The sequence below is a fragment of the Pseudomonas sp. 43NM1 genome (assembly GCF_002836905.1).
GTDB lineage: Bacteria > Pseudomonadota > Gammaproteobacteria > Pseudomonadales > Pseudomonadaceae > Aquipseudomonas > Aquipseudomonas prosekii.
In genome coordinates this window covers 16,395-42,619 of the sequence record NZ_MKGS01000080.1, presented here as the reverse complement: position 1 = coordinate 42,619, position 26,225 = coordinate 16,395, and the positions used below count along the sequence as shown (strand labels likewise).

23 protein-coding genes and 2 tRNA genes are annotated in these 26,225 nt (G+C 59.5%); 9 read left to right on the top strand and 16 right to left on the bottom strand.

The window, feature by feature from the left end:
• The first annotated feature begins 160 nt into the window (after positions 1-160).
• From BI292_RS08770 to BI292_RS08760, 3 genes are all read left to right on the top strand, one after another.
• Entirely contained in the window at positions 161-919 is a 759-nt protein-coding gene (locus BI292_RS08770; RefSeq protein ID WP_092272304.1) for a tRNA-uridine aminocarboxypropyltransferase, read from the top strand.
• 255 nt (positions 920-1,174) lie between these two features.
• On the top strand, positions 1,175-1,825 hold the full coding sequence (erdR, locus tag BI292_RS08765; protein WP_092272301.1) for a response regulator transcription factor ErdR: 651 nt from the start codon (positions 1,175-1,177) through the stop codon (positions 1,823-1,825).
• A 74-nt stretch (positions 1,826-1,899) separates the two neighbouring features.
• On the top strand, positions 1,900-2,262 hold the full coding sequence (locus BI292_RS08760) for a diacylglycerol kinase (RefSeq protein WP_092272298.1): 363 nt from the start codon (positions 1,900-1,902) through the stop codon (positions 2,260-2,262).
• Here the strand turns inward: BI292_RS08760 and BI292_RS08755 are convergent.
• The gene (locus BI292_RS08755) at positions 2,259-3,185 is read right to left on the bottom strand and encodes a LysR family transcriptional regulator (RefSeq protein ID WP_178076554.1); all 927 of its coding nucleotides are present in this window, start codon (positions 3,183-3,185) and stop codon (positions 2,259-2,261) included. The genes BI292_RS08760 and BI292_RS08755 overlap by 4 nt on opposite strands.
• 138 nt (positions 3,186-3,323) lie before the next feature.
• Here BI292_RS08755 and fpr point away from each other — a divergent pair, with 138 nt between their 5' ends.
• Entirely contained in the window at positions 3,324-4,103 is a 780-nt protein-coding gene (gene fpr, locus BI292_RS08750; protein WP_003443014.1) for a ferredoxin-NADP reductase, read from the top strand.
• Positions 4,104-4,264: 161 nt separating this feature from the next.
• On the opposite strand, the gene tsaA is transcribed toward fpr, so the two are convergent.
• From tsaA to rimO, 5 genes are all read right to left on the bottom strand, one after another.
• Positions 4,265-4,963, bottom strand: coding sequence for a tRNA (N6-threonylcarbamoyladenosine(37)-N6)-methyltransferase TrmO (tsaA, locus tag BI292_RS08745; RefSeq protein ID WP_101207633.1), 699 nt, complete (start codon positions 4,961-4,963; stop codon positions 4,265-4,267).
• A gap of 208 nt (positions 4,964-5,171) precedes the next feature.
• Positions 5,172-5,642 (bottom strand): DUF1456 family protein, encoded by a 471-nt coding sequence (locus BI292_RS08740; protein WP_092272289.1) that lies wholly within the window; start codon positions 5,640-5,642, stop codon positions 5,172-5,174.
• A gap of 74 nt (positions 5,643-5,716) precedes the next feature.
• Positions 5,717-6,427 carry an rRNA pseudouridine synthase gene (locus BI292_RS08735; RefSeq protein ID WP_092272286.1) on the bottom strand — a complete coding sequence of 237 codons (711 nt, stop codon included), beginning with the start codon at positions 6,425-6,427 and terminating at the stop codon, positions 5,717-5,719.
• 190 nt (positions 6,428-6,617) lie between these two features.
• Positions 6,618-7,091: a GNAT family N-acetyltransferase gene (locus tag BI292_RS08730; RefSeq protein WP_101207632.1), complete on the bottom strand. Its 474-nt coding sequence runs from the start codon at positions 7,089-7,091 to the stop codon at positions 6,618-6,620.
• Between the two features lie 118 nt (positions 7,092-7,209).
• Positions 7,210-8,547, bottom strand: coding sequence for a 30S ribosomal protein S12 methylthiotransferase RimO (rimO, locus tag BI292_RS08725; RefSeq protein WP_092272280.1), 1,338 nt, complete (start codon positions 8,545-8,547; stop codon positions 7,210-7,212).
• A gap of 288 nt (positions 8,548-8,835) precedes the next feature.
• Here rimO and BI292_RS08715 point away from each other — a divergent pair, with 288 nt between their 5' ends.
• Complete coding sequence (locus BI292_RS08715) at positions 8,836-10,737, top strand: potassium transporter Kup (RefSeq protein WP_092272277.1); 1,902 nt, start codon at positions 8,836-8,838, stop codon at positions 10,735-10,737.
• Positions 10,738-10,987: 250 nt separating this feature from the next.
• Here the strand turns inward: BI292_RS08715 and BI292_RS08710 are convergent, their stop codons facing one another.
• The 4 genes from BI292_RS08710 to BI292_RS08695 all read right to left on the bottom strand — a co-directional run bounded on the left by BI292_RS08710 (position 10,988) and on the right by BI292_RS08695 (position 15,577).
• Positions 10,988-12,283: a virulence factor family protein gene (locus BI292_RS08710; protein WP_101207631.1), complete on the bottom strand. Its 1,296-nt coding sequence runs from the start codon at positions 12,281-12,283 to the stop codon at positions 10,988-10,990.
• Positions 12,283-14,925, bottom strand: coding sequence for a bifunctional lysylphosphatidylglycerol flippase/synthetase MprF (mprF, locus tag BI292_RS08705; RefSeq protein ID WP_101207630.1), 2,643 nt, complete (start codon positions 14,923-14,925; stop codon positions 12,283-12,285). Before mprF ends, BI292_RS08710 begins: the two co-directional genes overlap by 1 nt.
• A 278-nt stretch (positions 14,926-15,203) precedes the next feature.
• Positions 15,204-15,280: transfer RNA gene (locus BI292_RS08700), tRNA-Met, on the bottom strand.
• Between the two features lie 220 nt (positions 15,281-15,500).
• Positions 15,501-15,577, bottom strand: a tRNA-Met gene (locus BI292_RS08695).
• A 300-nt stretch (positions 15,578-15,877) separates the two neighbouring features.
• Between BI292_RS08695 and dinB the strand changes: the two genes are divergently transcribed.
• Entirely contained in the window at positions 15,878-16,939 is a 1,062-nt protein-coding gene (dinB, locus tag BI292_RS08690; protein ID WP_101207629.1) for a DNA polymerase IV, read from the top strand.
• 109 nt (positions 16,940-17,048) lie between these two features.
• On the opposite strand, the gene BI292_RS08685 is transcribed toward dinB, so the two are convergent.
• The 4 genes from BI292_RS08685 to BI292_RS08670 all read right to left on the bottom strand — a co-directional run bounded on the left by BI292_RS08685 (position 17,049) and on the right by BI292_RS08670 (position 21,822).
• The gene (locus BI292_RS08685; RefSeq protein WP_092272253.1) at positions 17,049-18,002 is read right to left on the bottom strand and encodes a hypothetical protein; all 954 of its coding nucleotides are present in this window, start codon (positions 18,000-18,002) and stop codon (positions 17,049-17,051) included.
• 17 nt (positions 18,003-18,019) lie between these two features.
• Entirely contained in the window at positions 18,020-19,735 is a 1,716-nt protein-coding gene (locus BI292_RS08680) for a proline--tRNA ligase (protein ID WP_101207628.1), read from the bottom strand.
• Positions 19,736-19,865: 130 nt separating this feature from the next.
• Complete coding sequence (locus tag BI292_RS08675; RefSeq protein WP_092272247.1) at positions 19,866-21,425, bottom strand: AmpG family muropeptide MFS transporter; 1,560 nt, start codon at positions 21,423-21,425, stop codon at positions 19,866-19,868.
• A 43-nt stretch (positions 21,426-21,468) separates the two neighbouring features.
• Positions 21,469-21,822 (bottom strand): MGMT family protein, encoded by a 354-nt coding sequence (locus BI292_RS08670; protein ID WP_101207627.1) that lies wholly within the window; start codon positions 21,820-21,822, stop codon positions 21,469-21,471.
• A gap of 165 nt (positions 21,823-21,987) precedes the next feature.
• On the opposite strand from BI292_RS08670, the gene BI292_RS08665 reads away from it, so the two are divergent.
• Entirely contained in the window at positions 21,988-22,995 is a 1,008-nt protein-coding gene (locus BI292_RS08665) for a DUF481 domain-containing protein (RefSeq protein ID WP_092272241.1), read from the top strand.
• Positions 22,996-23,070: 75 nt separating this feature from the next.
• Here BI292_RS08665 and BI292_RS08660 read toward each other — a convergent pair whose 3' ends face one another.
• A complete protein-coding gene (locus BI292_RS08660; protein WP_101207626.1) occupies positions 23,071-24,498 on the bottom strand; it encodes a toxin-antitoxin system YwqK family antitoxin in 1,428 nt (475 codons plus the stop codon).
• 132 nt (positions 24,499-24,630) lie between these two features.
• A complete protein-coding gene (locus tag BI292_RS08655) occupies positions 24,631-24,840 on the bottom strand; it encodes a cold-shock protein (protein ID WP_002554837.1) in 210 nt (69 codons plus the stop codon).
• 356 nt (positions 24,841-25,196) lie between these two features.
• Between BI292_RS08655 and dcd the strand changes: the two genes are divergently transcribed.
• Both dcd and BI292_RS08645 read left to right on the top strand, forming a co-directional pair.
• Positions 25,197-25,763: a dCTP deaminase gene (gene dcd, locus BI292_RS08650; RefSeq protein ID WP_054047011.1), complete on the top strand. Its 567-nt coding sequence runs from the start codon at positions 25,197-25,199 to the stop codon at positions 25,761-25,763.
• Positions 25,764-25,869: 106 nt separating this feature from the next.
• Positions 25,870-26,076: a hypothetical protein gene (locus tag BI292_RS08645; RefSeq protein WP_092272235.1), complete on the top strand. Its 207-nt coding sequence runs from the start codon at positions 25,870-25,872 to the stop codon at positions 26,074-26,076.
• Positions 26,077-26,225 lie beyond the last annotated feature (149 nt).

The window sequence follows — 26,225 nt, the reverse complement described above, 5'->3', positions numbered from 1 at the left end:
TCGACCAGCCACATGACTGTGCGTTCAGTGGCGGCGAATTATAGGGGAGCGGGCCCGGACGGTACAGGCTTGCGCCGGCCGCTCTGATAAACTGCGGCACTTTCCACGTTGCCGAGTGCCTTTTTGTGTCGATTTACCTTGCCTGTCGGCGTTGCCTGCGATGAATCCCGTGCCTGCCAAGTTTGCGATAAACGCCGTGGCCCGTTTGCGCGATCAGCGCGAAGAGGAAGGTATCAAGCCGATTCAGGCCCGTGGCTGGCGGGCAACGCGGTGCCGCGCCTGCCGCGTGATCGAGAGCCATTGCCTGTGCGCGTGGCGTCCGCAGGTCGAAACGCGTTCGGGCGTGTGCCTGATCATGACCAACAAGGAAGTGTTCAAACCGAGCAACACCGGTTGGCTGATTGCCGACGTGGTGCGCGATAACCATGCCTTTATATGGTCGCGCACCGAAACCGATCAGCAGTTGCTGGATTTGCTGGCCGATCCGCAATGGCAACCGTATCTGGTGTTTCCCGGCGAATATGTCGAACCCGAGCGGGTGACCAATACCGTCGACGTCGATAGCAGCAAGCGTCCGCTGTTCATTCTGCTCGACGCCACGTGGACCGAAGCGCGGAAGATTTTCCGCAAAAGCCCTTATTTCGATCGCCTGCCGATCCTCAGCCTGTTGCCGGAAAAACTCTCGCGTTACCGCTTGCGCCGCTCGACCCGCAGCGAGCATTTGTGCACCGCGGAAGTGGCCGCGTTGTGCCTGGACCTGGCGGGCGACAGCGCTGCGGCCTCGGCGCTGGACGCTTACTTCGACGTCTTCAGCCAACATTATCTGGACGCCAAGCAACAGCTGGAAATGAACGTTGAAACACCGGCGCACGCCGAGCTGAAGCCATTCGTGCAGAACACGGCGCCAGTGATCGGCTGATTGTCGCCCATACTGCAAAGAACTGTCCCGGCAACGCACCTTGACCACCCTTGTTTGGCTGGGCATGCTTGGCGCCGATTGGGGTGCGGCCAAAGTTTGATACGCCGACTTCTTACGTCCGGGAACTGCTTGATCAGCCCACGTAATTGGCGTTGAACGTGCCCTGTTGGTGCCGCTCCGTGGCTGCACCCAGAGTTGTTTTGGCGAGGCCTGAATGCATCAGGCGTCCCATGAAAAAACAGGATCATTTGAAAAATGGCCACATACGAAATCCTGATTGCCGATGACCATCCTCTTTTTCGTAGTGCGCTGCACCAGGCGCTGACCCTGGGCCTGGGCCCCGACGTGCGTCTGGTAGAAGTGGCGAGCATTGCCGAGTTGGAAACCCGTCTCGACGAAAAGGCCGATTGGGATCTGGTGCTGCTGGACCTGAACATGCCCGGCGCCTACGGTTTTTCCGGGCTGGTGCTGCTGCGCGGGCAATACCCGCAGATCCCGGTGGTAATGATTTCGGCGCAGGAAGAAGCGACGATCATGGTCAAGTCCCGTGAGTTCGGCGCCAGTGGTTTTATTCCGAAGTCGAGCGACCTCGGGGTTATTCAAAAAGCCGTGCGTGCCGTGCTGGATGGCGATGTGTTCTGGCCGCCGCAGGCGTTTGAAGCGGTGAGTGTGTCCGCCGAGGCCAAGGCTGCCAGTGAAGGGCTTGCGAGCCTGACGCCGCAGCAGTTTCGCGTATTGACGATGGTCTGCGAGGGTTTGCTGAACAAGCAGATCGCCTATGAGCTGAGCGTGTCCGAAGCGACCATCAAGGCGCATGTCACGGCGATTTTCCGCAAGCTGAATGTGCGGACCCGAACCCAGGCTGCTTTGCTCTTGCAACAACTTGAGTCAATTTCGAACAATTAAGCGCCGCTTATTCACGCTTTTTTGACTTTGATTACTCTAGCTTTCCCACTCCTTTCTGGTCAGTTGCCCACTCTATGTCACCTTTTAAAGGCCAGACCGGCCTAAAACGCATCCTCAACGCCTCCGGTTATTCACTGGACGGTCTGCGCGCAGCCTTCACCGGCGAGGCGGCTTTTCGGCAACTGGTGTTGCTCAACGTCGTTCTGATTCCGCTTTCGTTCTTCCTGAACGTCAGCCGCGTCGAGCAAGCGTTGCTGATCGCCGTGTGCCTGTTGGCGCTGATTGTCGAGTTGCTGAATTCGGCAGTAGAAGCGGCCATCGACCGCATTTCCCTTGAATTGCACCCGCTGTCGAAGAACGCCAAAGACATGGGCAGCGCCGCGCAGTTCGTGGCGTTGACCATGATTGCGCTGGTGTGGGCGGTGATCCTGCTTTAAGCGATGGTCGGCAGGACGATCTCGTCGCTGCGCTGAACCCCAGCGGTGAAAGCGCGGCACAGTTCGAGGAATTCGCGCATCGCCGGTGTCTGGAATTTCTGTTTGTGCCAGATGAAATAGAACTGCCGCGCCAGGTCCAGATCCGGCGTTTCCACTGCCACCAGGCTGCCGCGGCGGAACGCATCGCGCAGCGCCAGGCGTGAAATGCAGCCAATCCCCAAACCTGATTCCACTGCGCGTTTGATCGCTTCGGTGTGTTCCAGTTCGAGGCGAATATTCAACGCGCTGCGATGGTGACGCATGGCTTGATCGAAGGTCAGCCGCGTGCCGGATCCTTGTTCACGCAAGATCCACGCTTCGTGACTCAATTCTTCCATGCTCGCGATCCCGCGTTTGGCCAGCGGATGTTGCGGCGCGCAGAACACCACCAGTTCATCCTCGACCCAGCTCTGCACTTCGATGTCCGGATGGCTGCAATCGCCTTCTATCAGACCCAGATCAATTTCGTAGTGAGCGACTTGTTGCACGATGTTGGCAGTGTTCTGCACGTGCAGTTTCACTTGGCTTTCCGGGTGGCGCTGCATGAAGCTGCCGATCAGCAACGTCGCCAGGTAATTGCCGATGGTCAGCGTCGCCCCCACCGCCAACGAGCCGAAACCGGATTTGCCGTTGAGCAAGTCTTCGATCTCTTTGGACTGGTCGAGCAGCGCCACCGCTTGCGGCAACAGTTGTTTGCCGAGGGCGTTGAGGCTCAGGCGTTTGCCGGCGCGGTCGAACAGTTGGCAACTGGACTGGCGCTCCAGCTCGGTGATCGAGGTGCTGGCCGCCGATTGCGAGAGGTTGAGCAGACCCGCAGCACGGGACACGCTTTCCTGCTGAGCAACGGCGACGAAGACTTGAAGTTGACGTAGAGTAAATCGCATATCTATATAACCGATAACCCTTATCTTAATAATCCAGTTAACAGATATTGTGGCTGCCATTAGAATGCGATGCAATTGCGCACATCGGTTCATTTTTCACGCAGCCAGCGCAGACCAATCTCCAGGAGTCCCACGTACATGAGCAACATGAACCACGAGCGTGTCCTCAGTGTTCACCACTGGAACGACACTCTGTTCAGCTTCAAGTGCACCCGCGATCCGGGCCTGCGCTTCGAGAACGGTCAGTTCGTGATGATCGGCCTGCAACAGCCCAATGGCCGCCCGCTTATGCGCGCTTACTCGATTGCCAGCCCGAACTGGGAAGAGCATTTGGAGTTCTTCAGCATCAAGGTGCCTGATGGCCCGCTGACTTCCCAGTTGCAGCATCTGAAGGAAGGCGACGAGATCATCATCAGCAAGAAGCCTACCGGCACGCTGGTGCTGGATGACTTGAAGCCTGGCAAACATTTGTACCTGCTCAGCACCGGTACCGGTCTGGCGCCGTTCATGAGCGTCATCCAGGACCCGGAAACCTACGAGCGTTTCGAAAAAGTGATCCTGTGCCACGGCGTGCGTTACGTCAACGAAGTCGCTTACCGCGAGTTCATCACCGAGCACCTGCCGCAGAATGAGTTCTTCGGCGAGGCCCTGCGTGACAAGTTGATCTACTACCCGACCGTGACCCGCGAGCCGTTCGAGAACGAAGGTCGTCTGACCGATCTGATGCGCAGCGGCAAGCTGTTCAGCGACATCGGCCTGCCACCGATCAACCCGCAGGACGACCGCGCCATGCTCTGCGGCAGCCCGAGCATGCTCGACGAAACCAGCGAAGTGCTGAACAGCTTCGGTCTGAAAGTTTCGCCGCGGATGCGCGAGCCGGGTGATTACCTGATCGAGCGCGCGTTCGTCGAGAAGTAAACCCGCTGCGACCTTGTGGGAGCGAGCTTGCTCGCGATAGCGCTATAACAGTCAACATCAATGTTGAATGTGAAGGCCTCATCGCGAGCAAGCTCGCTCCCACATAAAGCAAAAGCCCGCATTGCCTGAGAAGGCAATGCGGGCTTTTTCGTTTTCGGCGTTTAAGTGTTCGCGGGGATAACTTCGAGGACGCGAATCAAACCAGCCTCGGGATAATGCCAACGCACATCCAGGTCCCAGAATTGCGCGCCATATTCGCGTTCCGGCGCAGGAGTCTGGTAGGCCGGGCGTGGGTCTTGCGCCAGACACTGCTCGATCAACGCCACCAACGGCTCATCCAGACGTTGAGCATGGCCATGCGCCTGCTGCAACGCCGAATCCGTCCACTGCACGGGAATCAGCTGCGGTGCGGCACTGGCGATGCTGTTGGAGGCGCTGTCGATGATGTCGGCGTAAGGCACGTAGGGTTTGATGTCGAGAATCGGCGTGCCGTCGAGCAGGTCGATTCCGGAGATGAACAGCCGATTGGCTTCGACCTTGTCCAGTTTGACCACCGATTGACCGATTCCATTCGGCCGATGTGTCGCGCGGGTGGCAAACACGCCCATGGACTTGTTGCCGCCCAGACGCGGCGGGCGGACTTTCAGGCGCGGTTTTTCTTCCATGGCCTGGTGAAACAGGAACAGCAGCCAGACATGACTGACCTGCTCCAGCCCTTGCACCGCGTCACCCTGATCGAACGGCGCCACCAGTTCCAGCACACCACGCGCGGCCGGGGCCAGTTGCGGTTGGCGCGGGATGGCGAATTTCTCCTTGAAGCAGGAGCGCACGAAGCCGATGGGGGAAACGCTGTAGGTCATGGTTTGGGTCGAGGCGGGAATGGAGGCGGGCATGATAACCCGATCGACCGTTACATCGGTGGTGCCTGTCAGTCCGCCATCGCCAGCAGGCTCACTCCCGCACTGATCTCCCGTGCGGCACAGATCAAATGTAGGCGTGAGCCTGCTCGCGATGGCGATTGCGAAAACGCCTTCGCGGGCAAGCCTCGCTCCTACAGAGGGCCGGCTATTACTGCGGGCGAACGCGCAGGGTCAGGCCTTTGAGGAAGTTGCGCAGCAACTGGTCGCCGCACGTGCGGTAGTTGGTGTGGCCGAACTTGCGGAACAGCGCGCTCAGCTCAGGCTTGGACACCGGGAACTCGGACGCCTTGAGGATCGCGTGCATGTCGTCTTCTTTCAGTTCGAAGGCCACGCGCAGTTTCTTCAGGATGATGTTGTTGGTCACCGGCGTTTCGATCGGCTGCGGCGGACGGCTTTCGTCCTTGCCGCGCTTGAAGATCACCAGGCCATCGAGGAAGTGCGCCATGACTTCGTCTGGGCAGCGCACGAAACCTTCCTCGTCCTCTTCTTTCTTGTCGAGGTAGGTCAGCAGGTCTTCCATGGACACGTCCATGCCGCCGATCTTGATGATCTCGATGAGTTTCTTGTCGCTGATGTCGAGCATGTAGCGCACGCTGCGCAGTACGTCGTTATGAATCATGGTGTGCAATCCTGATATCGGCAGTGGGCGCCGCCTAAAAAGCGGCGCCGAGATGTAGGGCGGCGTGAAAAGTCTTAGAACTTCTCTTTGCCGGACAGGTAGCGCCATTGGCCCAACGGCACTTTGCCGATGGACACGCCGCCGATGCGAATGCGACGGATGGCGACGACCTTCAGGCCGACGGCCTGGCAGAACAGGGCGATCACGCCCGGTTGCGGGTTTTTCATGGCGAAGCGCAGGCGGTTCTCGTTCTGCCAACTGGCCTTGACCGCCGGCAGCTCCTTGCCTTTGTAAGTGAGGCCGTGGTTCAGGCGATTGAGGCCGTGAGCCACCATGTCGCCTTCAACCTCGACCACATATTCCTGCTCGATTTTCGCCGCATCCGCCGTGAGCTTGCGCAGGATCTTCCAGTCCTGGGTGAACACCAGCAGACCGCTGGCGTTGGCCTGCAGGTCGGTGCTGGCGGTCAGGCGCAGGAAGTGGCCCTTGAGCGGCCGCTTGCTGAAGCGGTGTTCATCGCTCAGGGTCTCGGGGCTGAGGGTTGCCAGCGCGGTGTCTGCGTCCATGCCCACGGGCACGTTGAGCAGAATGGTCACCGGCTCCGGCGCGGTCGCCTTGGCCTCTGGGTCGAGCTCGACTTTCTGGTTCTCGACCTTGAATTGCGGCTCGTCGATGACTTCGCCGTCAACGGTGACCCAGCCGCCCTCGATGAACAGCTCAGCCTCCCGACGGGAACAGCCGACGAGTTCGATGAGGCGTTTGGAGAGACGAATCGGGTCAGTCATGACAGGGCCGTAACAAAAAAGGGGTGGGCATTGTACCTGCTGGGCGCCGGTTAATCCCGGCTCCATTTGCGAGGTTCGGCTTTTTGTGGGAGTGAGCCTGCTCGCGATAGCGGTGGTTCAGTCAATTTAGCTGTTGAATGACACACCGCTAGCGCGAGCAGGCTCACTCCTGCACTTGATTTGTGTTGTGTCAGCCATGCTTGGAACGTTGCTGGTTCTGTCGCAAACGCATGTGCAGCAGCGGATAGGGCTGGCCCATGCCGTCATGCTCGGTGCGGCCAATCACCTCGAAACCCTGCTTGAAGTAAAACCCCAGCGCTTGTGGATTCTGTTCGTTGACGTCCAGTTCGTAAGCGTTCAGGTGTTCCAGCGCATAATGCAGCAACTGTTTGCCCAAACCCTGACCGCGATGCGCCGGGTCGATGAAGAGCATTTCGATCTTGCCCGCCGCGATCCCGGCAAACCCGGTGATGCGCTGGCGCGAGTCTTTGGTGCAAATCAACATCACCGCATCGAGGTAACGGGTCAGCACCAGGTTCTTCAGCAGTTCGATGTAACTGTCGGGCAGAAAGTCATGGGTGGCGCGCACCGAAGCCTCCCAGACCCGTGTGAGTTCTGCGTAGTCGCTTTGTTTCGGCGTATGAATGACCGAGTGCTGGCGCATGCCCGCCTGGCTCCGATGAATGGATGAATGATGGAGGCGAATCCGTTCTTCACAAAACGATAGACCGAAAAAAGCCCCGCATCTCGTCGAGAGAGCGGGGCTTTGCGGTTTTTTTGCGTTAGATCTGTTCAGCCCACAAGTCGTATTCGTCGGCGTCGGTGACTTTGCACCAGACTTTGTCGCCCGGCTTCAGATTGCTGCCGTTGTCGATAAATACGTTACCGTCGATTTCCGGTGCATCGAAGAAGCAGCGGCCGACCGCGCCTTGCTCGTCGACTTCATCGACCAGCACTTCGATTTCACGGCCGACACGCAGTTGCAGGCGCGCCGAGCTGATCGCTTGCTGGTGCGCCATGAAGCGATCCCAGCGGTCTTGCTTGACGTCGTCCGGGACGATGGCCGCGTCCAGCAGGTTAGCCGGGGCGCCTTCGACCGGCGAGTACTGGAAGCAGCCGACGCGATCAAGTTGCGCTTCGGTCAGCCAATTAAGCAGGTACTGGAAGTCTTCTTCGGTTTCGCCAGGGAAACCGACGATGAAGGTCGAACGGATGATCAGGTCCGGGCAGATCTCGCGCCAGTTCTTGATCCGCGCCAGGGTCTTGTCTTCGAACGCCGGGCGCTTCATCGCTTTGAGGACTTTCGGGCTGGCGTGCTGGAACGGGATGTCCAGGTACGGCAGGATTTTCCCGGCGGCCATCAGCGGAATCAGCTCGTCAACGTGCGGGTACGGGTAAACGTAGTGCAGACGCACCCAGACACCGAGCGAGCTCAGGGCTTCGCAGAGTTCGGTCATGCGGGTTTTCACCGGCGCGCCGTTCCAGAAACCGGTGCGGTACTTGACGTCGACGCCGTAGGCGCTGGTGTCTTGCGAAATCACCAACAGCTCTTTGACGCCGGCCTTGACCAGACGCTGCGCTTCGTCGAGGACGTCGCCGACCGGACGGCTGACCAGTTTGCCGCGCATCGACGGGATGATGCAGAAGCTGCAGCTATGGTTGCAGCCTTCGGAAATCTTCAGGTACGCGTAGTGGCGCGGCGTCAGTTTCACGCCTTGCGGCGGCACCAGGTCGATCAGCGGGTTGTGATCTTGACGCGGCGGCACAGCGTCGTGCACGGCGTTGACCACTTGCTCGTATTGCTGCGGACCGGTCACGGCGAGCACGCTCGGGTGGACCTTGCGAATATTGCCTTCCTCGACACCCATGCACCCGGTGACGATGACCTTGCCGTTTTCCTTGATCGCTTCGCCGATCACTTCCAGCGATTCAGCCTTGGCCGAGTCGATGAAACCGCAGGTGTTGACCACCACCACATCGGCGTCTTCGTACGTGGAGACGACGTCATAGCCTTCCATGCGCAGCTGGGTAAGGATGCGCTCGGAGTCGACCAGTGCTTTGGGGCAACCCAGAGATACGAAGCCAACCTTTGGATTGGCCGTGGCGGGAGTGGTGGACATGTCTAACCTCGGTATTTGTTGACGCCTCCAGCCGGGAACGGCAAGGCGACTGACGGGCACTTGGCGTGCCTCTGATCAAAAAGTGCGCAATTCTAGCGATGGGCGAGGCACTTGACCAGCTTTATGAGGGAAATGCGACGAGTGCTGCGCTATGCTTCGCGCCGTTGAGCTTTATCGAATTTTTACAGTCAACAAATCGTCTGTAACCTGAAGTAAAACAGCGCATGCTGCACGGCAAAGCATAGTGCTTCTTATAAGTAGTCCGGGTCTGAGTAGTAGGAGTTTTGGATGGGTCAGGCAAGTAGTCAGACGGCGGGCGGCGAACATTCGGCAGCAAAACCGATCGGCATGCTGGTCGCGGCGGTTGGGGTGGTTTACGGCGATATCGGCACCAGCCCGCTGTATACGCTCAAGGAAGTTTTCTCTGGCGCCTATGGTGTACCGGTCAACCACGACGGTGTATTGGGCATCCTCGCGCTGATCTTCTGGTCGCTGATCTGGGTGGTCTCGTTCAAATACATGATGTTCGTGCTGCGCGCCGACAACCAGGGCGAGGGCGGGATCATGGCCCTGACCGCGCTGGCCCGTCGCGCCGCCGCCGGGCATCCGAAACTGCGGACCTTGCTGGTGGTGTGCGGGCTGATCGGCGCGGCGCTGTTCTACGGCGACAGCATGATCACCCCGGCGATCTCGGTACTCTCGGCGGTCGAAGGCCTCGGGCTGGCATTCGATGGCATCGACCATTGGGTCGTGCCGTTGTCGCTGGTGGTGCTGGTGGCGCTGTTTTTGATTCAGCGCCACGGCACCGCGCGCATCGGCATTCTGTTCGGGCCGATCATGGTCACCTGGTTTGTCGTGCTTGGCGCCCTCGGCGTTTACGGCATTCTGCAACACCCGGAAGTGCTTCAGGCGATGAACCCGGTGTGGGCCGTGCGCTTCTTTATTGTCCATCCGGGCATGGGCGTGGCGATTCTCGGCGCGGTGGTGCTGGCGCTGACCGGCGCCGAAGCGCTGTACGCCGACATGGGCCACTTCGGGCGCAAGCCGATTGCCCGCGCGTGGTTCATCCTCGTGCTGCCCGCGCTGGTGCTCAACTATTTTGGCCAAGGCGCATTGTTGCTCGGCGATCCTGAAGCGGCGCGCAACCCGTTCTATCTGTTGGCGCCAAGCTGGGCGCTGATCCCGCTGGTCGGTCTCTCGACACTGGCCACGGTGATCGCTTCGCAAGCGGTAATTTCCGGCGCATTCTCCCTGACCCGTCAGGCGATCCAGCTCGGCTACATTCCGCGCATGCACATCCAGCACACCTCCAGCGCCGAACAGGGCCAGATCTACATTGGCGCGGTGAACTGGTCGCTGATGGTTGGCGTGATTCTGCTGGTGCTGGGCTTCGAATCCTCGGGCGCGCTGGCCTCGGCGTACGGCGTCGCGGTGACTGGCACCATGCTGATGACCACCGTGCTGGTATCGGCGGTGATGTTGCTGCTGTGGAAGTGGCCACCGATCCTCGCAGTACCATTGTCGATTGGTTTCCTCGTCGTCGATGGCCTGTACTTCGCCGCCAACGTACCGAAAATCGTCCAGGGCGGCGCATTCCCGGTGATCGCCGGCATCGTCCTATTCGTCCTGATGACCACCTGGAAGCGCGGCAAACAGCTGCTGGTCGAACGTCTCGACGAAGGCGGCCTGCCACTGCCGATCTTCATCAGCAGCATCGCCGTGCAACCGCCGCATCGCGTCCAGGGCACCGCCGTGTTCCTCACCGCGCGCCCCGACGCCGTGCCCCACGCGCTGTTGCACAATTTGCTGCACAACCAGGTGCTGCACGAGCAAGTGGTGCTGCTGACGGTGGTCTACGAAGACATCCCGCGCGTGCCGGCATCACGCCGTTTTGAAGTCGATGCCTACGGCGAAGGCTTCTTCCGGGTCATCCTGCACTTCGGCTTCGTCGACGAGCCGGACGTGCCGCAAGCGCTGAAGTTGTGCCATCTCGATGACCTGGACTTCAGCCCGATGCGCACCACCTACTTCCTCAGTCGCGAGACGGTCATCGCCTCGAAACTCGAAGGCATGGCACGTTGGCGCGAAGCACTGTTTGCGTTCATGTTGCAGAACGCCAACGGCAATCTGAGGTTCTTTAATCTGCCGTTGAACCGGGTGATTGAGCTGGGGACGCAGGTGGAGATGTAAGCTTTGAAGAAAAGCCCCCGCTGCCGTTGAGGTAGCGGGGGCTTTTTTGTGTCTGGTGCATATTTTGAAGGAACAAAGATCCCCTGTAGGAGCGAGCCTGCTCGCGATAGCGGTGGATCATGCGCTATCAATGTTGCCTCTGCCTCTATCGCGAGCAGGCTCACTCCTACAGGAAAGCAGGGTGTCTGCTGGAATGAAAAAGCCCCCGCAACCTTAGGCTGCGGGGGCTTTTTATTCAGCGAGGCTCACATCACTCCTGCGCTGCTTCTTCCTTGGCCTGACGCTTGACGATGATGTCCACCAACCGCTGTGCCAGCGCCGGGTAGTTTTCATCGAAGTGATGACCGCCAGGCAATTTCATCGCTTCGCCCACCGCAGTCTTGTCAGTGCAGCCACTCTCGTCGACTTCTTCTTCGCCGTAGATGCACACCACTTTGTCGGCGGGCAGTTTGGCCATTTCCGGGCCGGTGGCGGCTTCTTTGCCGGCGTTGCCGAGCCAGCCTTCGACTTCGATCTCGAAGCTGCCGGTGCGGGCGAACGCCAGCAGAATGATCGCGTCGACGCGTTGCTGCTCCGCTGGCTCCAAGCGGTTGTAGATCGCCGGGAGGACGTCGGCGCCGAACGAGTAGCCGGTGAGGATGAAGCGTTTGGTGCCCCATTTCTGCCGGTAGTGCTGCATCAGTTCGGCGAGGTCGAGGGCACTTTGCTCCGGGCTCTTGTGCTGCCAGTAGTAGCGCAGGGTGTCGATGCCGACCACCGGGTAGCCGATCTTGGCCATCTCGCCCGCCACATCGCGGTCGAGGTCGCGCCAGCCGCCGTCACCGGAGAGGAACAGGGTGACGGTGTCCTTGGCCTGGCCAGCCGGGACTTCGACGACCGGAATCTGCAGGCCGCCTGCGGCTTTATCGCCGCCGACGAGGATCTTGCGCAGTTCGTTGTTCAGCACTTGCGGCAGGTTGATGTCGTAGTCGCTGATGCTGGTTTCGGCGTTAGGTTGATCGCGCACAAAACCTGCGCTGGTGTCATCCGGGTTGTCGTTCCAGGCCGCCAGCCAGTGGCCGTGGGTCGCAGTTTTTGGCAGCAGGTGCGTGCAGCCGGGTTTCTCCAGCGCGAGGTCGACGGAAACCGCTTGAGCCTTGTCGTCCTTCTGCTCGGCCAACCAGCGCCACGCCAGCACCGCGCCTGGGCCGATGCCGCTGACCAGCGTTGCCGGACCTTGCAGTTGGCGCAAACCCGATTGCAGCGCGCGGCTTTGCAGCAGGCAATCCTTGGGCAGGATCACCTGGACGATCTGCGCCGAACCGCTGCGGCTCAAGGTCTTGAGTTGCTGATCATTGAGTTTCTGTTCGTCGGGCACCGCCACCAGCACCTGAGCCTTCGGCGTGGTGCCGGGGATCACGCGAGTCATGGCGACGCCATCGGCCGGCGGCAGTTGTTCGAGCGTCGGTTCCGGTGCCGGGCGTTTCATGTACCAGTAACCGCCACCGGCAATCAGGGCCAGCACTACCAGTGCCGCCAGTACGTACCGCAAGGAGCGTTGAATCATCAGCGTTTCACCAATCCAGTCAAGCCGCCTGCAATCAGGGCGGCAGTATCGGCCAGCGCCACCAGCGGATCGAGTCCGGCGGGCACGGCCATATAACGGGGTTCCCAGTCAGGCTGGAATTTGTCTTTGAAGCGGCGCAAGCCTTGGAAGTTGTACAGCTGCTCACCACGGCGGAATACCATCGAGCCCAGACGCTGGGTCAGCGGTGCGCCACGCCGGGGTTGTAGCCCCGAGAGCGGCACCATGCCCAGGCTGAAACGTGCGTATCCATGGTTTTTATAATGTTGAATCAGGCCGACCATCATGAATTCCATGGTCAGCTTCGGCGCTTCCGGGTGCGCGCGCATCAGGTCGAGGCTGGCCAAGTCATGGCTGTAAGTCTCGAGCAGATTGGCGAATGCCACCGGGCGTCCTTCGAAACGAATCACCGCGACACGGAAATGCTTGAGGTATTCATTGCTGAAACGGCCGAGCGAGAAGCCTTTCTCGCGCACGTTCTTGCCGGTCAGCCAGGCATCGGAAATCACCTTCAGCTCATCCATCGGTGCGTGGCCCGGTTCGTGGATTTCCAGCGACAAGCCGTCGCGGGTGCCACGGTTCCAGGTGTAGCGCAGGTCTTTCATCTCTTTGCCCTTCGCTTCGAGATCAAAGCGATGCAGATCGACCCGCGCTTCTTCGCCGAGCTTGATCGCGGTCAGGCCGATGTCCATGTAGTACGGCAGGTTCTCGGCGCGCACCTGATAGAACACCGGGCGGGCGTGGTGGATGTCACAGAGGTCGCGGAACTGCCAGATCATTTCCGCACGTTGCTGGCTCGGACCGATCGGGTCGTACAACGCCACCAGGCTGCGGCCACGGCGCGCGTACATCAGGAACGCCTGGTCGTTGGGATGAAACAGCAACGCCTTGTCGCCGGTGAGCGCGAGGCCGCCGTCGGGTTGCGACGACGCCATGAGGATTTTCACCGCGCGGTCCAGCTCTTCGGTGGTCGGCAAATGAATCACCGGACGCGCCGTACGCAGCAACCAGGTCAGCGAAACCACCACCAGCAGCACGGCGGCGCCCAGCAGCGAGCGCAAACCACGTGGTGCATCGGCGTCTAGGGTGAACTGCCACCAGAGCTGATGGCTGTAAGGCACATCCTGATACGCAAACAGCAGCAGCCACATTGACGCCGCGAGTACGCACAGGCTGGCGACCAGATACAGCGGCGAGAACGGCAGTTCAGTCAGGCGGCTGGCGCGATAGAACGAACTGCGAAACACCCCGAGCAGGCTCGCGGTGAGGGTCATCAGGCAGGCTTCTTCCCAGTCGAAACCCTTGAGCAGCGAGAGCAGGGCGCCGACCAGCAACAGAATGGTGGTCAGCATCCATGCCGCCGAGAGTCGGCGGCGCAGGCCTTGGGCCAGCAGCAAACACAGCACGCCGATCAGGCTGGCACCAAAGTGCGAGGCGTCGACCAAGCGGTGCGGGATCAGAAAACCGATGTGTTCCAGTCGGGTGTCGATCTCCGGAGTCGCGCCGGAAAACAGCAGCACCACGCCGGACAAGAACACCAGCAACGCAAGGATTGGCGCCGCCAGACCGGACGCCGCGCGCAGCGACTGCCGCGATTGGAACAGGCGCTGGCCTTCATTGATCAGCAGGAAGATGCACGCGACCAGCAGCGGCAGCACCACGTAAATCAGACGATAGAGCAGCAGCGCCGCGGCGAGTGGCGCAGCGCCGAGCGTGTCGGCAAACGCGGCGAGCAGAATCGCTTCGAACACGCCGACGCCGCCGGGCACATGGCTGAGCACGCCGGCGGCCAGCGCCAGCAGGTAAACCAGCAGGAACGCACCGAAGGGCGGCGCTTCCGGCAGCAACAGATACAACACGGTGGCGGCCGCGGCGACGTCCAGCGCGGTGATCACCAGTTGCAGGAAAGTCAGGCGCCGACCCGGCAGGCGCAGCGTGCGGCGGCCGGCCTTGACCAGCAGGTTGTCCGGGTAGGGCTGTTCCGGCAAACGCCGACGGTAAATGCCGATCGCCAGCACCGCAGTCAGCAGCAGCACCGCAGCAGCGATCACGCCGAGCAAAATCTCGGGAAGTCCCAGCGCGGCAGAGGCGGCGGGCAGGTTGCTCAAGGTCGCGAGCGCTGCCAGTGGTGGTAGCGCGCAACCGAGCGAGAGGCTGGCAAACAGCGTCATGTGCGCGACGTCGGCAGCGCCCAGACCATGCCGTGCATATAAACGGTAGCGAACCGAGCCGCCCGAGAGCATCGACAGGCCGATTGCGTTACCGATGGCGAATGCAGTGAAGCCGCCCAGCGCCAACGTGCGCGGCGCAAGCGTCACGCCGGCGTAGCGGCTGGCCGACCATTCATAGCCGAGCAAAATGACGAAGCCAACGATGGTCGCGGCCAGCGCACCGATCAATGCCGGTTTCGGCACTTCCAGGATCGAGTCGTGCAGCGCATACAGATCAAGTTCGCTTAATAGATGGCGACAGGCAATCAGCGCGATGGCGAACAACAGCAGGGTGACCGCCAGACCAATAGGCTGGCGATACTTGCTGACCCGATCAAGCAGGCGCAAACGCTCGGCTTTGATCGGTTGTGTCGCGGTGACGGGGTCTTGTGGATCAGACGAATTGGCGCGCATCAATCACCTCTTGGATTGTGCGCGACAGGATGGAGGTATCGAGCCAAGTTACCAATCCCTGTAGAAAAAAATAATCACAAATTGTAACGCCTCTCACCGCTGTTCGGTGATCGCGCGTCATCGGTCGTACACAGCCTGCCAAGGGCTCAGCATAGACTGGCCTGAAGGCGAGGGCGGTTCTAGTACGGTTCACTGCACGGTGACAGATCATTGTTGCGAAAGGACTTTTTCGACAGATACAAAAAAGGCCACTCTTTCGAGTAGCCTTTCTTGATGTTTGGTTGCGGGAGCCGGATTTGAACCGACGACCTTCGGGTTATGAGCCCGACGAGCTACCAGACTGCTCCATCCCGCGTCTGTGTGGCGGCATTCTACAGAGGAACGCCGGGGTGTCAACGGTTAACTTTGAATTAGGTCAAATAAGCGTGAATTAGCGTCCGATGGTGACGAGTGACAGGTAAGCATCGGAATCAGAACGATTTCTGCTTTATTGCCTGTGCGCGGCCAGGTGTTGAATCAGACAAAATAGACGCGCACAAAAAAGGCCACTCTTTCGAGTAGCCTTTCTTGATGTTTGGTTGCGGGAGCCGGATTTGAACCGACGACCTTCGGGTTATGAGCCCGACGAGCTACCAGACTGCTCCATCCCGCGTCTGTGTGTCGGCATTCTACAGCGCAGCGCGAGTGTGTCAACCTTCAATGTGAAGAAAAACGCTTGTTGTTCAATCGCTTAGCATTGGAAAGGGGCGGGTGAAAGCGCTACAAGGCAGGCATGGCAAGGGCTGCAGCTCTATTGGAGGGGGGTGTTCGATTGATAAAACAAATTCATAGGGCCTTTTCCTGCGCGTAATAAAGAAGATTCAGAGTACTGGTGCTATATACAGGTGTCAGTGAGATACTGCCGGCCCGGCCCGTTAACGCTGTATTTATTCGCCAAGAACACCGCTTTTATATGACTCAACGCAAAATCATCCACGTCGACTGTGACTGTTTCTACGCCGCCATCGAGATGCGTGATGACCCGCGCCTGGCCGGCAAGCCTCTGGCGGTGGGTGGTTCGGCGGACCGGCGCGGCGTCATTGCGACCTGTAACTACGAAGCGCGGGCCTATGGCGTGCGGTCGGCGATGTCGTCCGGGCATGCCTTGAAGCTGTGCCCGGACCTGACCATCGTCAAGCCGCGAATGGACGCCTATAGAGAAGCATCGAAGGAAATTCACACGATCTTCACCGATTACACCGAGCTTATCGAACCGCTTTCCCTCGATGAGGCTTTCCTCGACGTGTCCGACAGCGCGCACTTCGGCGGCAGCGCCACGCGCATTGCCCAGGACATCCGTCGTCGCGTCTCCAATCAACTGCACATCACCGTGTCTGCTGGCGTGGCGCCGAACAAGTTTCTGGCGAAGATCGCCAGTGACTGGAAAAAGCCCAACGGCCTGTTCGTGATTACCCCCGATCAGGTCGAGGATTTCGTCAGCGGTTTGCCGGTGAGCAAGTTGCACGGCGTGGGCAAGGTCACCGCCGACAAGCTCGGACGGCTCGGCATCGTCGATTGCGCGCATTTGCGGGAGTGGAACAAATTGGCGCTGGTGCGTGAATTCGGCAGCTTTGGTGAGCGACTCTGGAGCCTGGCGCGTGGGATAGATGAGCGACCGGTGCACAACGACAACCGTCGGCAGTCCATCAGCGTCGAAAATACCTACGACGTCGATCTGCCGGATCTGCGCAGTTGTCTGGATAAACTCCCCGAATTGCTCGAGACCCTGGCCGGACGCATGGCGCGGATCGACAGCAGCTATCGGCCGGGCAAACCGTTCGTCAAAGTGAAATTCCATGACTTCACGCAAACCACGCTGGAACAGGCCGGGGCAGGGCGGGATCTGGGCAGTTATCAGTTGTTATTGACCCAGGCGTTCAATCGCGGCGGCAAACCGGTGCGGTTGTTGGGGGTCGGGGTGCGGCTGGAGGATTTGCGCGGAGGGTTTGAGCAGATGGAGTTGTTTGAACGGTAGCGACAGGTTTTGATGCGGTGAATGTGAGGACGCTTTCGCGGGCAAGCCTCGCTCCTACAGGAAAACACGATACCCGTAGGAGCGAGGCTTGCCCGCGAAGCTTTTGCCTTTAATTCGGATTCGGATCCGCCACCAGTCGCCCGGCATCCTTGGTCAATGACTTGAGGAATTCGGTTTGCAGCTCCGGATCGTTGCGTGTCAGCTCGATCAGGCTTTGCTCCAGCTCACTGGCTTCTTCTTCCAGACCCAATTCCGACAGACGTTTGACCCGGTGTACCCACTGGCTCACTTCGTCGTCTTCAAGATCGTCGTAAATCAAACCGTGCGCTTCGAGTAGCTTGCCGCGCAAACCGCTGCTGACCGCCAGGGACGAGTCGGTGTGCACGTCGTCCTGGGCGTCGGCGACGGTGATCAGCAGCCGGCTCAGATGATTGATGTCATGTTCGGCGAACGGACTGTCCAACAGGTTCAGGCGCAACACGCCGTTCTTGTCGGTGTTCAGTTCGAAGGTTTCCTTGCCAGCCTTGACCTGTACCGGGCGTTCGCTCCACGGCAGGCTCGAATATTCGGTGCGCTTGTCCAGCTGAACTTCGTCGATGCCGGCGAGGTTTTGCTGGGCGCGGCCGTGAGACTGCACGTTCATGAACGGGTTGATCCCGGCGAAACCGTAGCTCAGCCAATCCTTGGTCACGCTGTCCGGCAGGTTGCCGAGGGCGAACACGTTGACCACGTTCGCGCCGACACCGGCCACCACCGCGACCATCCCCAGCGGGATCTCGTAGACCTCCCGCCAAGGTTGGTAAGGCGTATAGCGGTCGTAATGGCGCGTGACCTCGAACTCGGTGACTTCGAAGGATTTCTGCTCGTGGATTTTCACCCGCCGTTGCGGCAGCTCAAGCACCTTGGGCTCACCGACATCGATCTGCAGGCTGTGATCGAGCAATTTGCGCTCGACACGTTCCTCGTGCTCGCTGCGTTGCGACATTTGATTGGCACAACCGCTGACCAGCAGGGTGCCGCACAGGGCGGCACCACCGAGGCCTAAGGTGTTTCGCTTGAACATGACTTCTCTATCTGGTGTCAGCGGCGGATACGCGCCTGGAGGAAGGACAGCACGTCAGCGACCGGCAGCGCTTGCGCCTCGGCCTCGGTGCGGCTCTTGTATTCCAGGTTGCCTTCGGCGAGGCCGCGGTCACTGACCACGATCCGGTGAGGAATGCCGATCAGCTCCATGTCCGCGAACTTGATGCCCGGGCTGGTTTTCTTGTCACGATCGTCCAGCAGCACTTCGAAACCGGCCGCGGTCAATTGCGCGTACAGCGTGTCAGTGGCTTCGCGAACCTGTTCGTTGTCGTAGCGCAGTGGCACCAAAGCGATCTGGAAGGGGGTGAGGGTATCGCTCCAGATAATCCCTTTGTCGTCGCTGTTCTGCTCGATGGCCGCAGCCACCACGCGGGAAACGCCGATGCCGTAGCAACCCATTTCCAGGGTCACCGGCTTGCCGTTCTCGCCCAGCACTTCGCACTTCATCGCTTTGCTGTACTTGTTGCCCAGCTGGAAGATGTGCCCGACTTCGATACCGCGCTTGATTTCCAGGGTGCCCTGGCCATCCGGGCTCGGGTCACCAGCGACAACGTTACGCAGGTCGGCCACGGTTGGAACCGGCAGATCGCGCTCCCAGTTCACGCCGAAGTAGTGCTTGTCGTCGATGTTGGCGCCAATGCCAAAGTCGCTCATCAGTTCAACCGAGCGGTCGATGATGATCGGCAGCGGCAGGTTCAACGGGCCGAGGGAGCCGGCACCGGCGCCAATCGCGTCGCGCAGTTCACTCTCGGACGCCATCACCAGCGGGCTGGCAACGCCTGGCTGCTGGGATGCCTTGATTTCGTTCAGCTCATGGTCGCCACGGATGATCAGGGCAATCAGCTTGCCCGCTTCTTCGGCGTGAACCACGAGGGTCTTGATGGTTTTTTCGATCGGCAGACCGAAACCTTCGACCAGTTGCGCAATGGTCTTGGCGTTAGGTGTGTCGACCAGACGCAGCTCTTCGGCAGGCGCGGCGCGGGAGGTCTCGCGCGGCACTGCTTCGGCCTTCTCGATGTTCGCCGCGTACTCGGAACCGTTGCTGAAGACGATATCGTCTTCGCCGGACTCGGCCAGTACGTGGAACTCGTGGGAACCGGCGCCGCCGATCGAGCCGTTGTCGGCTTCAACAGGACGGAACTTCAGGCCCAGGCGCGTGAAGATATTGCAGTAGGCCTGGTGCATGCGATCGTAAGTGACCTGCAGCGATGGCTGATCCGCGTGGAAGGAGTAGGCGTCCTTCATGATGAATTCGCGGCCGCGCATCAAGCCGAAGCGTGGACGGATTTCGTCACGGAATTTGGTCTGGATCTGGAACACGTTGATCGGCAGCTGTTTGTAGCTGCTCAACTCGTTGCGCATCAGGTCGGTGATCACTTCTTCGTGGGTCGGGCCGGCGCAGAAATCGCGACCGTGACGATCCTTGAAGCGCAGCAGCTCAGGGCCGTACTCTTCCCAGCGACCGGATTCCTGCCACAGCTCAGCCGGCTGAGTGCTCGGCATCAACACTTCGAGCGAGCCGGCGGCGTTCATTTCTTCACGAACGACGGCTTCGACCTTGCGCATTACTCGCAAGCCCATCGGCAGCCAGGTGTACAGGCCCGAGGCGAGTTTGCGGATCATGCCGGCGCGCAGCATCAGCTGGTGGCTGATCACGACCGCGTCGGAAGGCGTTTCTTTCTGTGTGGCGAGCAAAAATTGACTGGTGCGCATGGTTGGCCGTTGTCGGTTGCTGATGACGAGAAATGACGGAGCATTGTACGGGCGAGATCTGCTGACGTACAGAAGTGCGGCCGGCGGTGTGGCTCGATGGCGGGAATCCTCCCGCCATTGGAGATCTTTCCTACGGCTGATCCGCGACCGGCGTTTGTGCCGGTTCAGGTGTCGGCTTTGGGCCGGCCCGGCGGCTCTCCTGGAACCAGTGCAGGGCGATCAGCAGCAGCGTCGGAACGCCGAGCAGCGCGGTGATCAGGAAGAAGTTGTGATAGCCGAATTTCTCCACCATGACCCCGGAATAACCGCCGATCAGGCGCGGCAGCAAGAGCATGATCGAGCTGAGCAGGGCGTATTGGGTGGCGGAGAACTTGAGGTTGGTCAGGCTCGACAGGTAGGCGACGAACGCCGAAGTCGCCAGACCCGAGCTGAAGTTGTCGAGGGAAATGGTCAGGATCAGCATGTTCAGGTCCGGCCCCATGTCCGCCAGCATCAGGAACAGCAGGTTGGTGCCCGCCGACGTGATGCCGCCGATCAGCAGGATCGGCAAAATGCCGAATCGCACGATCAGCAAACCGCCCATGCCAGCGCCGACCAGCGTCATGATCAAACCGAAGATTTTGCTGACGCTGGCAATCTGGTCCTTGGTGAAACCCTGGTCGATATAAAAGACGTTGGCCATTACGCCCATCACCGTGTCGGACATCCGATACGTCGCGATCAGCCCGAGCAGCAGGAAGGCCTGCCAGCGGTAACGCAGAATGAAGTCGTTGATCGGCGTCAGCACCGGCGCCAGACCACGGCGGCCCATGGCTGACAGGCACATGGCGGTCAGCGTGATGTAGAGGATTGCGCGCAGGAACGCGCGGTCTTCGAGCAGCAGGTCGAGCAGGCTTTCGGCGCCGAACAGCACGCTGGCGAAATCGGTGTTGTAGAGCTGAGTGAACATGGCCGGCACCGACACCAACAGCACGATCAGGACAAATACCGACGCCAATTGATGGACAAAACTGTAGCGCCCGGCCTGCAACTGAGTGCGCAGCGGCACCGGTGGCTCGCGCATGAACAGCGTGGTCAGCAGCGCAGGAATCATCAACGCGCCGAACAGCACATAAGTGCCGGCCCACGCCGAGTGCTGATAGTTGAAACCGGTGGAGCCAAAACCTTCGGCGAAGAACAGCGCGCCCGCAGTCGCCAGCAGCGCAGCAATGCGATAACCGGACATGTAGCTGGCGGCGAGGGCGGCCTGGCGGCTGTCGTCGGCGATTTCCAGACGATAGGCATCGACCGCGATGTCTTGCGTGGCGGAGGCGAATGCGACGACCACGGCAATCGCGATCAGCCAGGACAGGTGCTTCTGCGGATCGCAGAAACCCATGCCGATCAGGCCGAGGATCACCAATGATTGCGAAAGCACCAGCCACGAGCGGCGGCGGCCGAGTTTGCCGAGCAGTGGCAGGCGCCATTGATCGAGCAGCGGCGACCACACCCATTTAAAGGCGTAGGCCAAACCGATGAGGCTTGCATAACCGATGGTTTCGCGAGCCACACCGGCTTCACGCAACCAGACTGACAACGTCGAAAACACCAGCATGTAGGGCAGGCCGGCGGCGAAACCAAGCAACAACAGCACAAGTGTTGAAGGGCTGGCATAGGCGGCGAGCGCGGCGCGCCAGGTTTTACGGGGCATGGGCTGGAGTCTGCCTCAAGATTACGGAAACAAAGCGCGCACTCTAACCGCTGTGCTCTACCGGGCGCCAGCCATGACGCTGAATATCAACACGATTGTTCAGGACACTGATGCCTTCGGTGCGCAAACGCGCACGTTGTTCATCGCCGGAAGCGCTGCCCGCCGGCAAGCTGATTCTCCCAACGGTGCCGAGCACGCGATGCCAGGGCAGGGTGGTGTCGCCGGGCAATTGGCTCAAGGTGCGCCCAACCCAGCGCGCGGCCCGGCCGAGTCCGGCCAATTGCGCCAATTGCCCGTAACTGACGACTTTGCCCTCGGGCACTTGAGCCAGGGTCAAATAGAGTGCCGTGCGTCGGATTTGCGCCGGGCTTTCGGTTTCGCTGGTTACGTCGTTCACGTCCGCAATACCTGAGGAAATGGGTTTTTATCGCCGCCAGATTAGAGCCTGCGGTGCCAATTGAGAAATGAACTCAATAGAATTAGTCGGGTCAGTCCTTGCTAGCGCGTTATTCCTAGGGATAATGCCGACTTTTTTTCGCAAACCAGAGCCTTCGATCCGCTTATGTTGTCCAGAACCTTGTTGTGCCTCGCTGTCTTCAGTGCTTCCACGCCTTTGCTCGCCGACACCGTATGGTTGAAAAACGGTGACAAATTAAGCGGCAAGATCACCGTGTTCGATGGCGGCAAACTGCTGATCCAGACCGCATACGCCGGCGCTATCCCGATTGACTGGAAGCAGGTCAAAACCCTGGAAAGCGACCAGGAACTGCTGGTCAAGCAAGACGCCTACAACGGCGAGAAGGCCAAATCGCTGCAAGCCGCCGAGGATGGCAAAGTCACCCTGGCCAATGGCGAAGCGCCGAAAACTGTCGAGTTGGCGAGTATCCAGCAGATTCTCAAGCCTAAACCGGTGGTCGAAGATCTGGTGTGGAAGGGCAACGTCGACATGGCGCTGGACTATCAGCGCGCCGAGAAGGACACCGATGATTACGACGTCGGCTTCAAGACTTCCGCGCGCCATGGTCGCTGGCGGCACATTGCCGAAGGCGAGTACAACCGCGAATTCCAGGACGACGTGGTCACCACCGACAACTGGCGCGCCGAGTATTCCCTCGACCGCTTCCTGACCGATCACTGGTACTGGCAGGGTCGCTTGAACTACAAACGCGACAAGGTTGAAGAGTTGTCCCGTCAGCGCGTCGTCGGTACCGGTCCGGGTTATCAATTCTGGGATAACGAACTGGGCGCGTTCTCGCTGGGTTCGCTGCTCAACCGCACCGATTACGAATACAGCGATGGCGGCAAGGACGACTTCTATTCGGTCGCGATGAAGTGGGATTACAACCGTTACCTGATTGGCAAGAAAGTCGAGTTCTTCACCAACGGCGAACTGGGCAAGCCGCTGTCCGGCGTAGCCGATTACTCGCTGGATGCCGAATTGGGCTTGCGCTACAAGGTCACCGAGTGGGCTTCGCTTAACCTCAAGGCTGAGCGCGATGTCATCAGTGGCACCAATGACGCCGATCTGAACAAGACGCGCTACACCGCAGGGTTTGGCGTGGCTTGGTAACTAGCTGACAGATCAAAAAAATCGCAGCCACTGAGGCTGCGATTTTTTTTGCTTTTTTTTGTGGGGGATCGCGGCTTAGGTGCATTCACCCTGACGCACACCGGCCTCGTAACGGCATTCGCCATTCGGGCTGCCGTCCTGTTTCCACATGTGCATCACGCCTTGCTCGCGGCCCTCGACGTAATCGACTGATGAGCTCATCTGGCCGTTTTCGAACCAGGTGATGGCCGGGCCCTGCAGTTTGCCGTCCTTGTAGATGCGGTGATCCTTCAACTGCCCGCTCTGATACCACTCCTTGAAATCACCCTGTTCGCGGTGCTTTTCGTCCCATTGCCATTGCACGGTTTGCACGCCTTGGGCGTTCCACGTGGCGTAACTGCGCTGCACCTGTTTTTCGAAAAACTGCTTTTCCTCGACTTTGCCGTCGGCGTAATAGCTGATGACCCAGCCGTCCGGGCTGCTGTCGACGTTGTTGCGCGTGCTGCGCACCGAGCCGTCTTCGAAGTAAGACGTGCTGGCGCCCTGTGCCAGGCCCGCGACGAAGGTGCTGCTGTCTTTGAGTTTGCCGTTGGGGTAATAACTCAGGGCCGGGCCGTCCGGGACGTCGTTGCGATAACTGATCCGGCCAATCACTGCGCCGTTTTCGTCATGTTCCAGGTATTCGCCGTCGACGCGTTTGCCCTGATGCCAGTTATAGGCCTCGGCTTCTTTGCCGTTGTCGTGATAAGTGGTTTCCCGGCCTTCCAATTGACCGTCCAGGTAATGAGAGCGCTTGGTCAGTACGCCGCTGTCGGAATAGCTGAGCACTTCACCTTGAGGGTTGCCCTGCAAGTCGTACTTCAAGGTCTGGCCGAGTTTGCCGTTTGGGTAATAGGTTTTCGATTCCAGAACAGGTTTGCCCGAGACGAAGTCCTTGGCGTCGACGAAGTAGTCGCGGCGCAGGGTGCCGGTTTCCGCGTACTGGATTTTGGCGTGCCAGGCTTTGCGCTTTTTATCGTAGGTCAGTGGCATCGGCAGGTAGAACGTCGCCTGGCCCTTGCTGGTCGGTGCGTATTCCTCGTCCAGATACAGCTTGCCGTCCACCAGCGATGTGGTCAGCTGGGCGCATTCTTTCGGCGTGCAGGCACGGACTTTCTCGAAAAATGCGCGTTTGCCGTCACATTCCGAGAGCGTTATCAGCAACGGGGTTTCGTCGTCGATCAATTGCTGCACTTCGTCGATCAGTCGGCCGAACGATTCGTTGGGCACGCCCACTGATTCCGGTGTGAGGTAAACCTCATTGCTGCCGCAAGCGTGTTCGGTCGAGAGTTGCAGTAACACTGCCGCGCGCAGCTGTAGCTGCGAGGCGCCTTGAGCGTCAGGGCCTTTGGCGAGATAGGTCGCGTGGGTGTTCATGCCGACGATGATGGTCGGGTGGTCGGGGCGGGGATCGGCGTGAATCGAGAAGGGCGACGAGAGGGCGATCAGTGCTGCGCCCAGGGTTTTCCATTGGTTGAACGGCATCCTGCTGCTTCCATGTGATTTTCCAGGTGGCGAATCATATAGAAGGAGGGCGCTGTGGCGTAAGGCAAAAACACTCGCCCACAAAAAAGCCCCGCTTTTGAGGGCGGGGCTTTTTACTAAAGCAAGTACAAGTTAGATAACTTGAACTTCTTCAGCTTGCATGCCTTTCTGACCGCGGGTAGCGATGAAAGAAACCTGTTGGCCTTCTTTCAGGCTTTTGAAGCCGTCGGATTGGATTGCTTTGAAGTGAACGAACAGGTCGTCACCGGATTGTGGAGTGATGAAGCCGAAGCCTTTTTCATCGTTGAACCACTTAACGGTACCGGTTTGGCGATTAGACATGGTGTAACTCCTTGAACAAAGATAACTGCGACGCAGGAAGAACCCTGGCCGAGACTGAGTGCAAAGAGCAGGAAAAATTCTTGTAGATGGTTGGATCGAAATTCAACATATCGTGTAGAGATTCTCAGTGACACAAGCAGCACAGTGGCGCCACCTTAACCCTTTTTGCAGAACGTGCCAATGCTTCGTGCGAATGTTTCTCTGATTTCGTGACTGACGGTGCATCGGATCGGCGCCAAGCCCCGGTAATCACGGGGGATCGCCGAGAATTATTTCTCGCACTTTGAACCCGGGGCGTGCGCCTAGTAAGATGCCGGACAGAATTTTTCCACCTCGCTATTCAGGACAACCCCGCCATGAGCATCAAATCGGACAAGTGGATTCGCCGCATGGCGCAAGAGCACGGCATGATCGAACCGTTCGTCGAGCGCCAGATGCGCGGCGAAGGTGCCGAGCGGCTGATTTCCTACGGCGTGTCGAGCTATGGCTACGACGTGCGCTGCGCCGGTGAATTCAAGGTGTTCACCAACATCAACTCGGCCATCGTCGACCCGAAGAACTTCGATGAGAAGAGCTTTGTTGATGTCACCAGCGACGTCTGCATCATCCCGCCCAACTCTTTTGCACTGGCGCGCACCGTGGAATTCTTCCGCATCCCGCGCAACGTGCTGACCATCTGCCTGGGTAAAAGCACCTACGCGCGTTGCGGCATTATCGTCAACGTGACGCCGCTTGAGCCTGAGTGGGAAGGTCACGTCACTCTGGAATTCTCCAACACCACGACCCTGCCGGCGAAAATCTACGCCAATGAAGGCGTGGCGCAGATGCTGTTTTTCGAATCCGACGAAGAGTGCGAAGTGTCCTACAAGGACCGTGGCGGCAAGTATCAGGGCCAGCGCGGCGTCACGTTGCCACGCACCTGAGTCGTCCATCTGACAGGTTCGGGGAATTCTTTGGCGGCTAAACACTCTATTGGGTGTACTGCCCGGTTTGCTTACAGCGGATCGGGCCATTGCTCAGGAGTGCTCCATGAAGATCGATCCGCAAATAAGCGCCGAACTGGCCAGGCTCGAGCCCAATCAAGTCGGTGTCCTGGCCTGGTCCTTGTTGGCGCATCCGCCAATGCTGGCAGGGGGCATCCCCGGCCAACCCGACCCAGACTCCCCCAATGAACAGCCCACCGAACCCGGTGTGCCAACCCTGCCAGATGAGCCACCTCCGGCGCCTGTCGCCTGATGTTGGTCCCGCGCTCGTCGCATGACGCGGGATCGATCACGCCTACCTGTAATCGATAACGCGTTACCTGTAGGAGCAAAGCTTGCTCGCGATGGCGGTGTATCTGTCAGCTAATAGTTGCCTGACTCACCGCCATCGCAAGCAAGCTT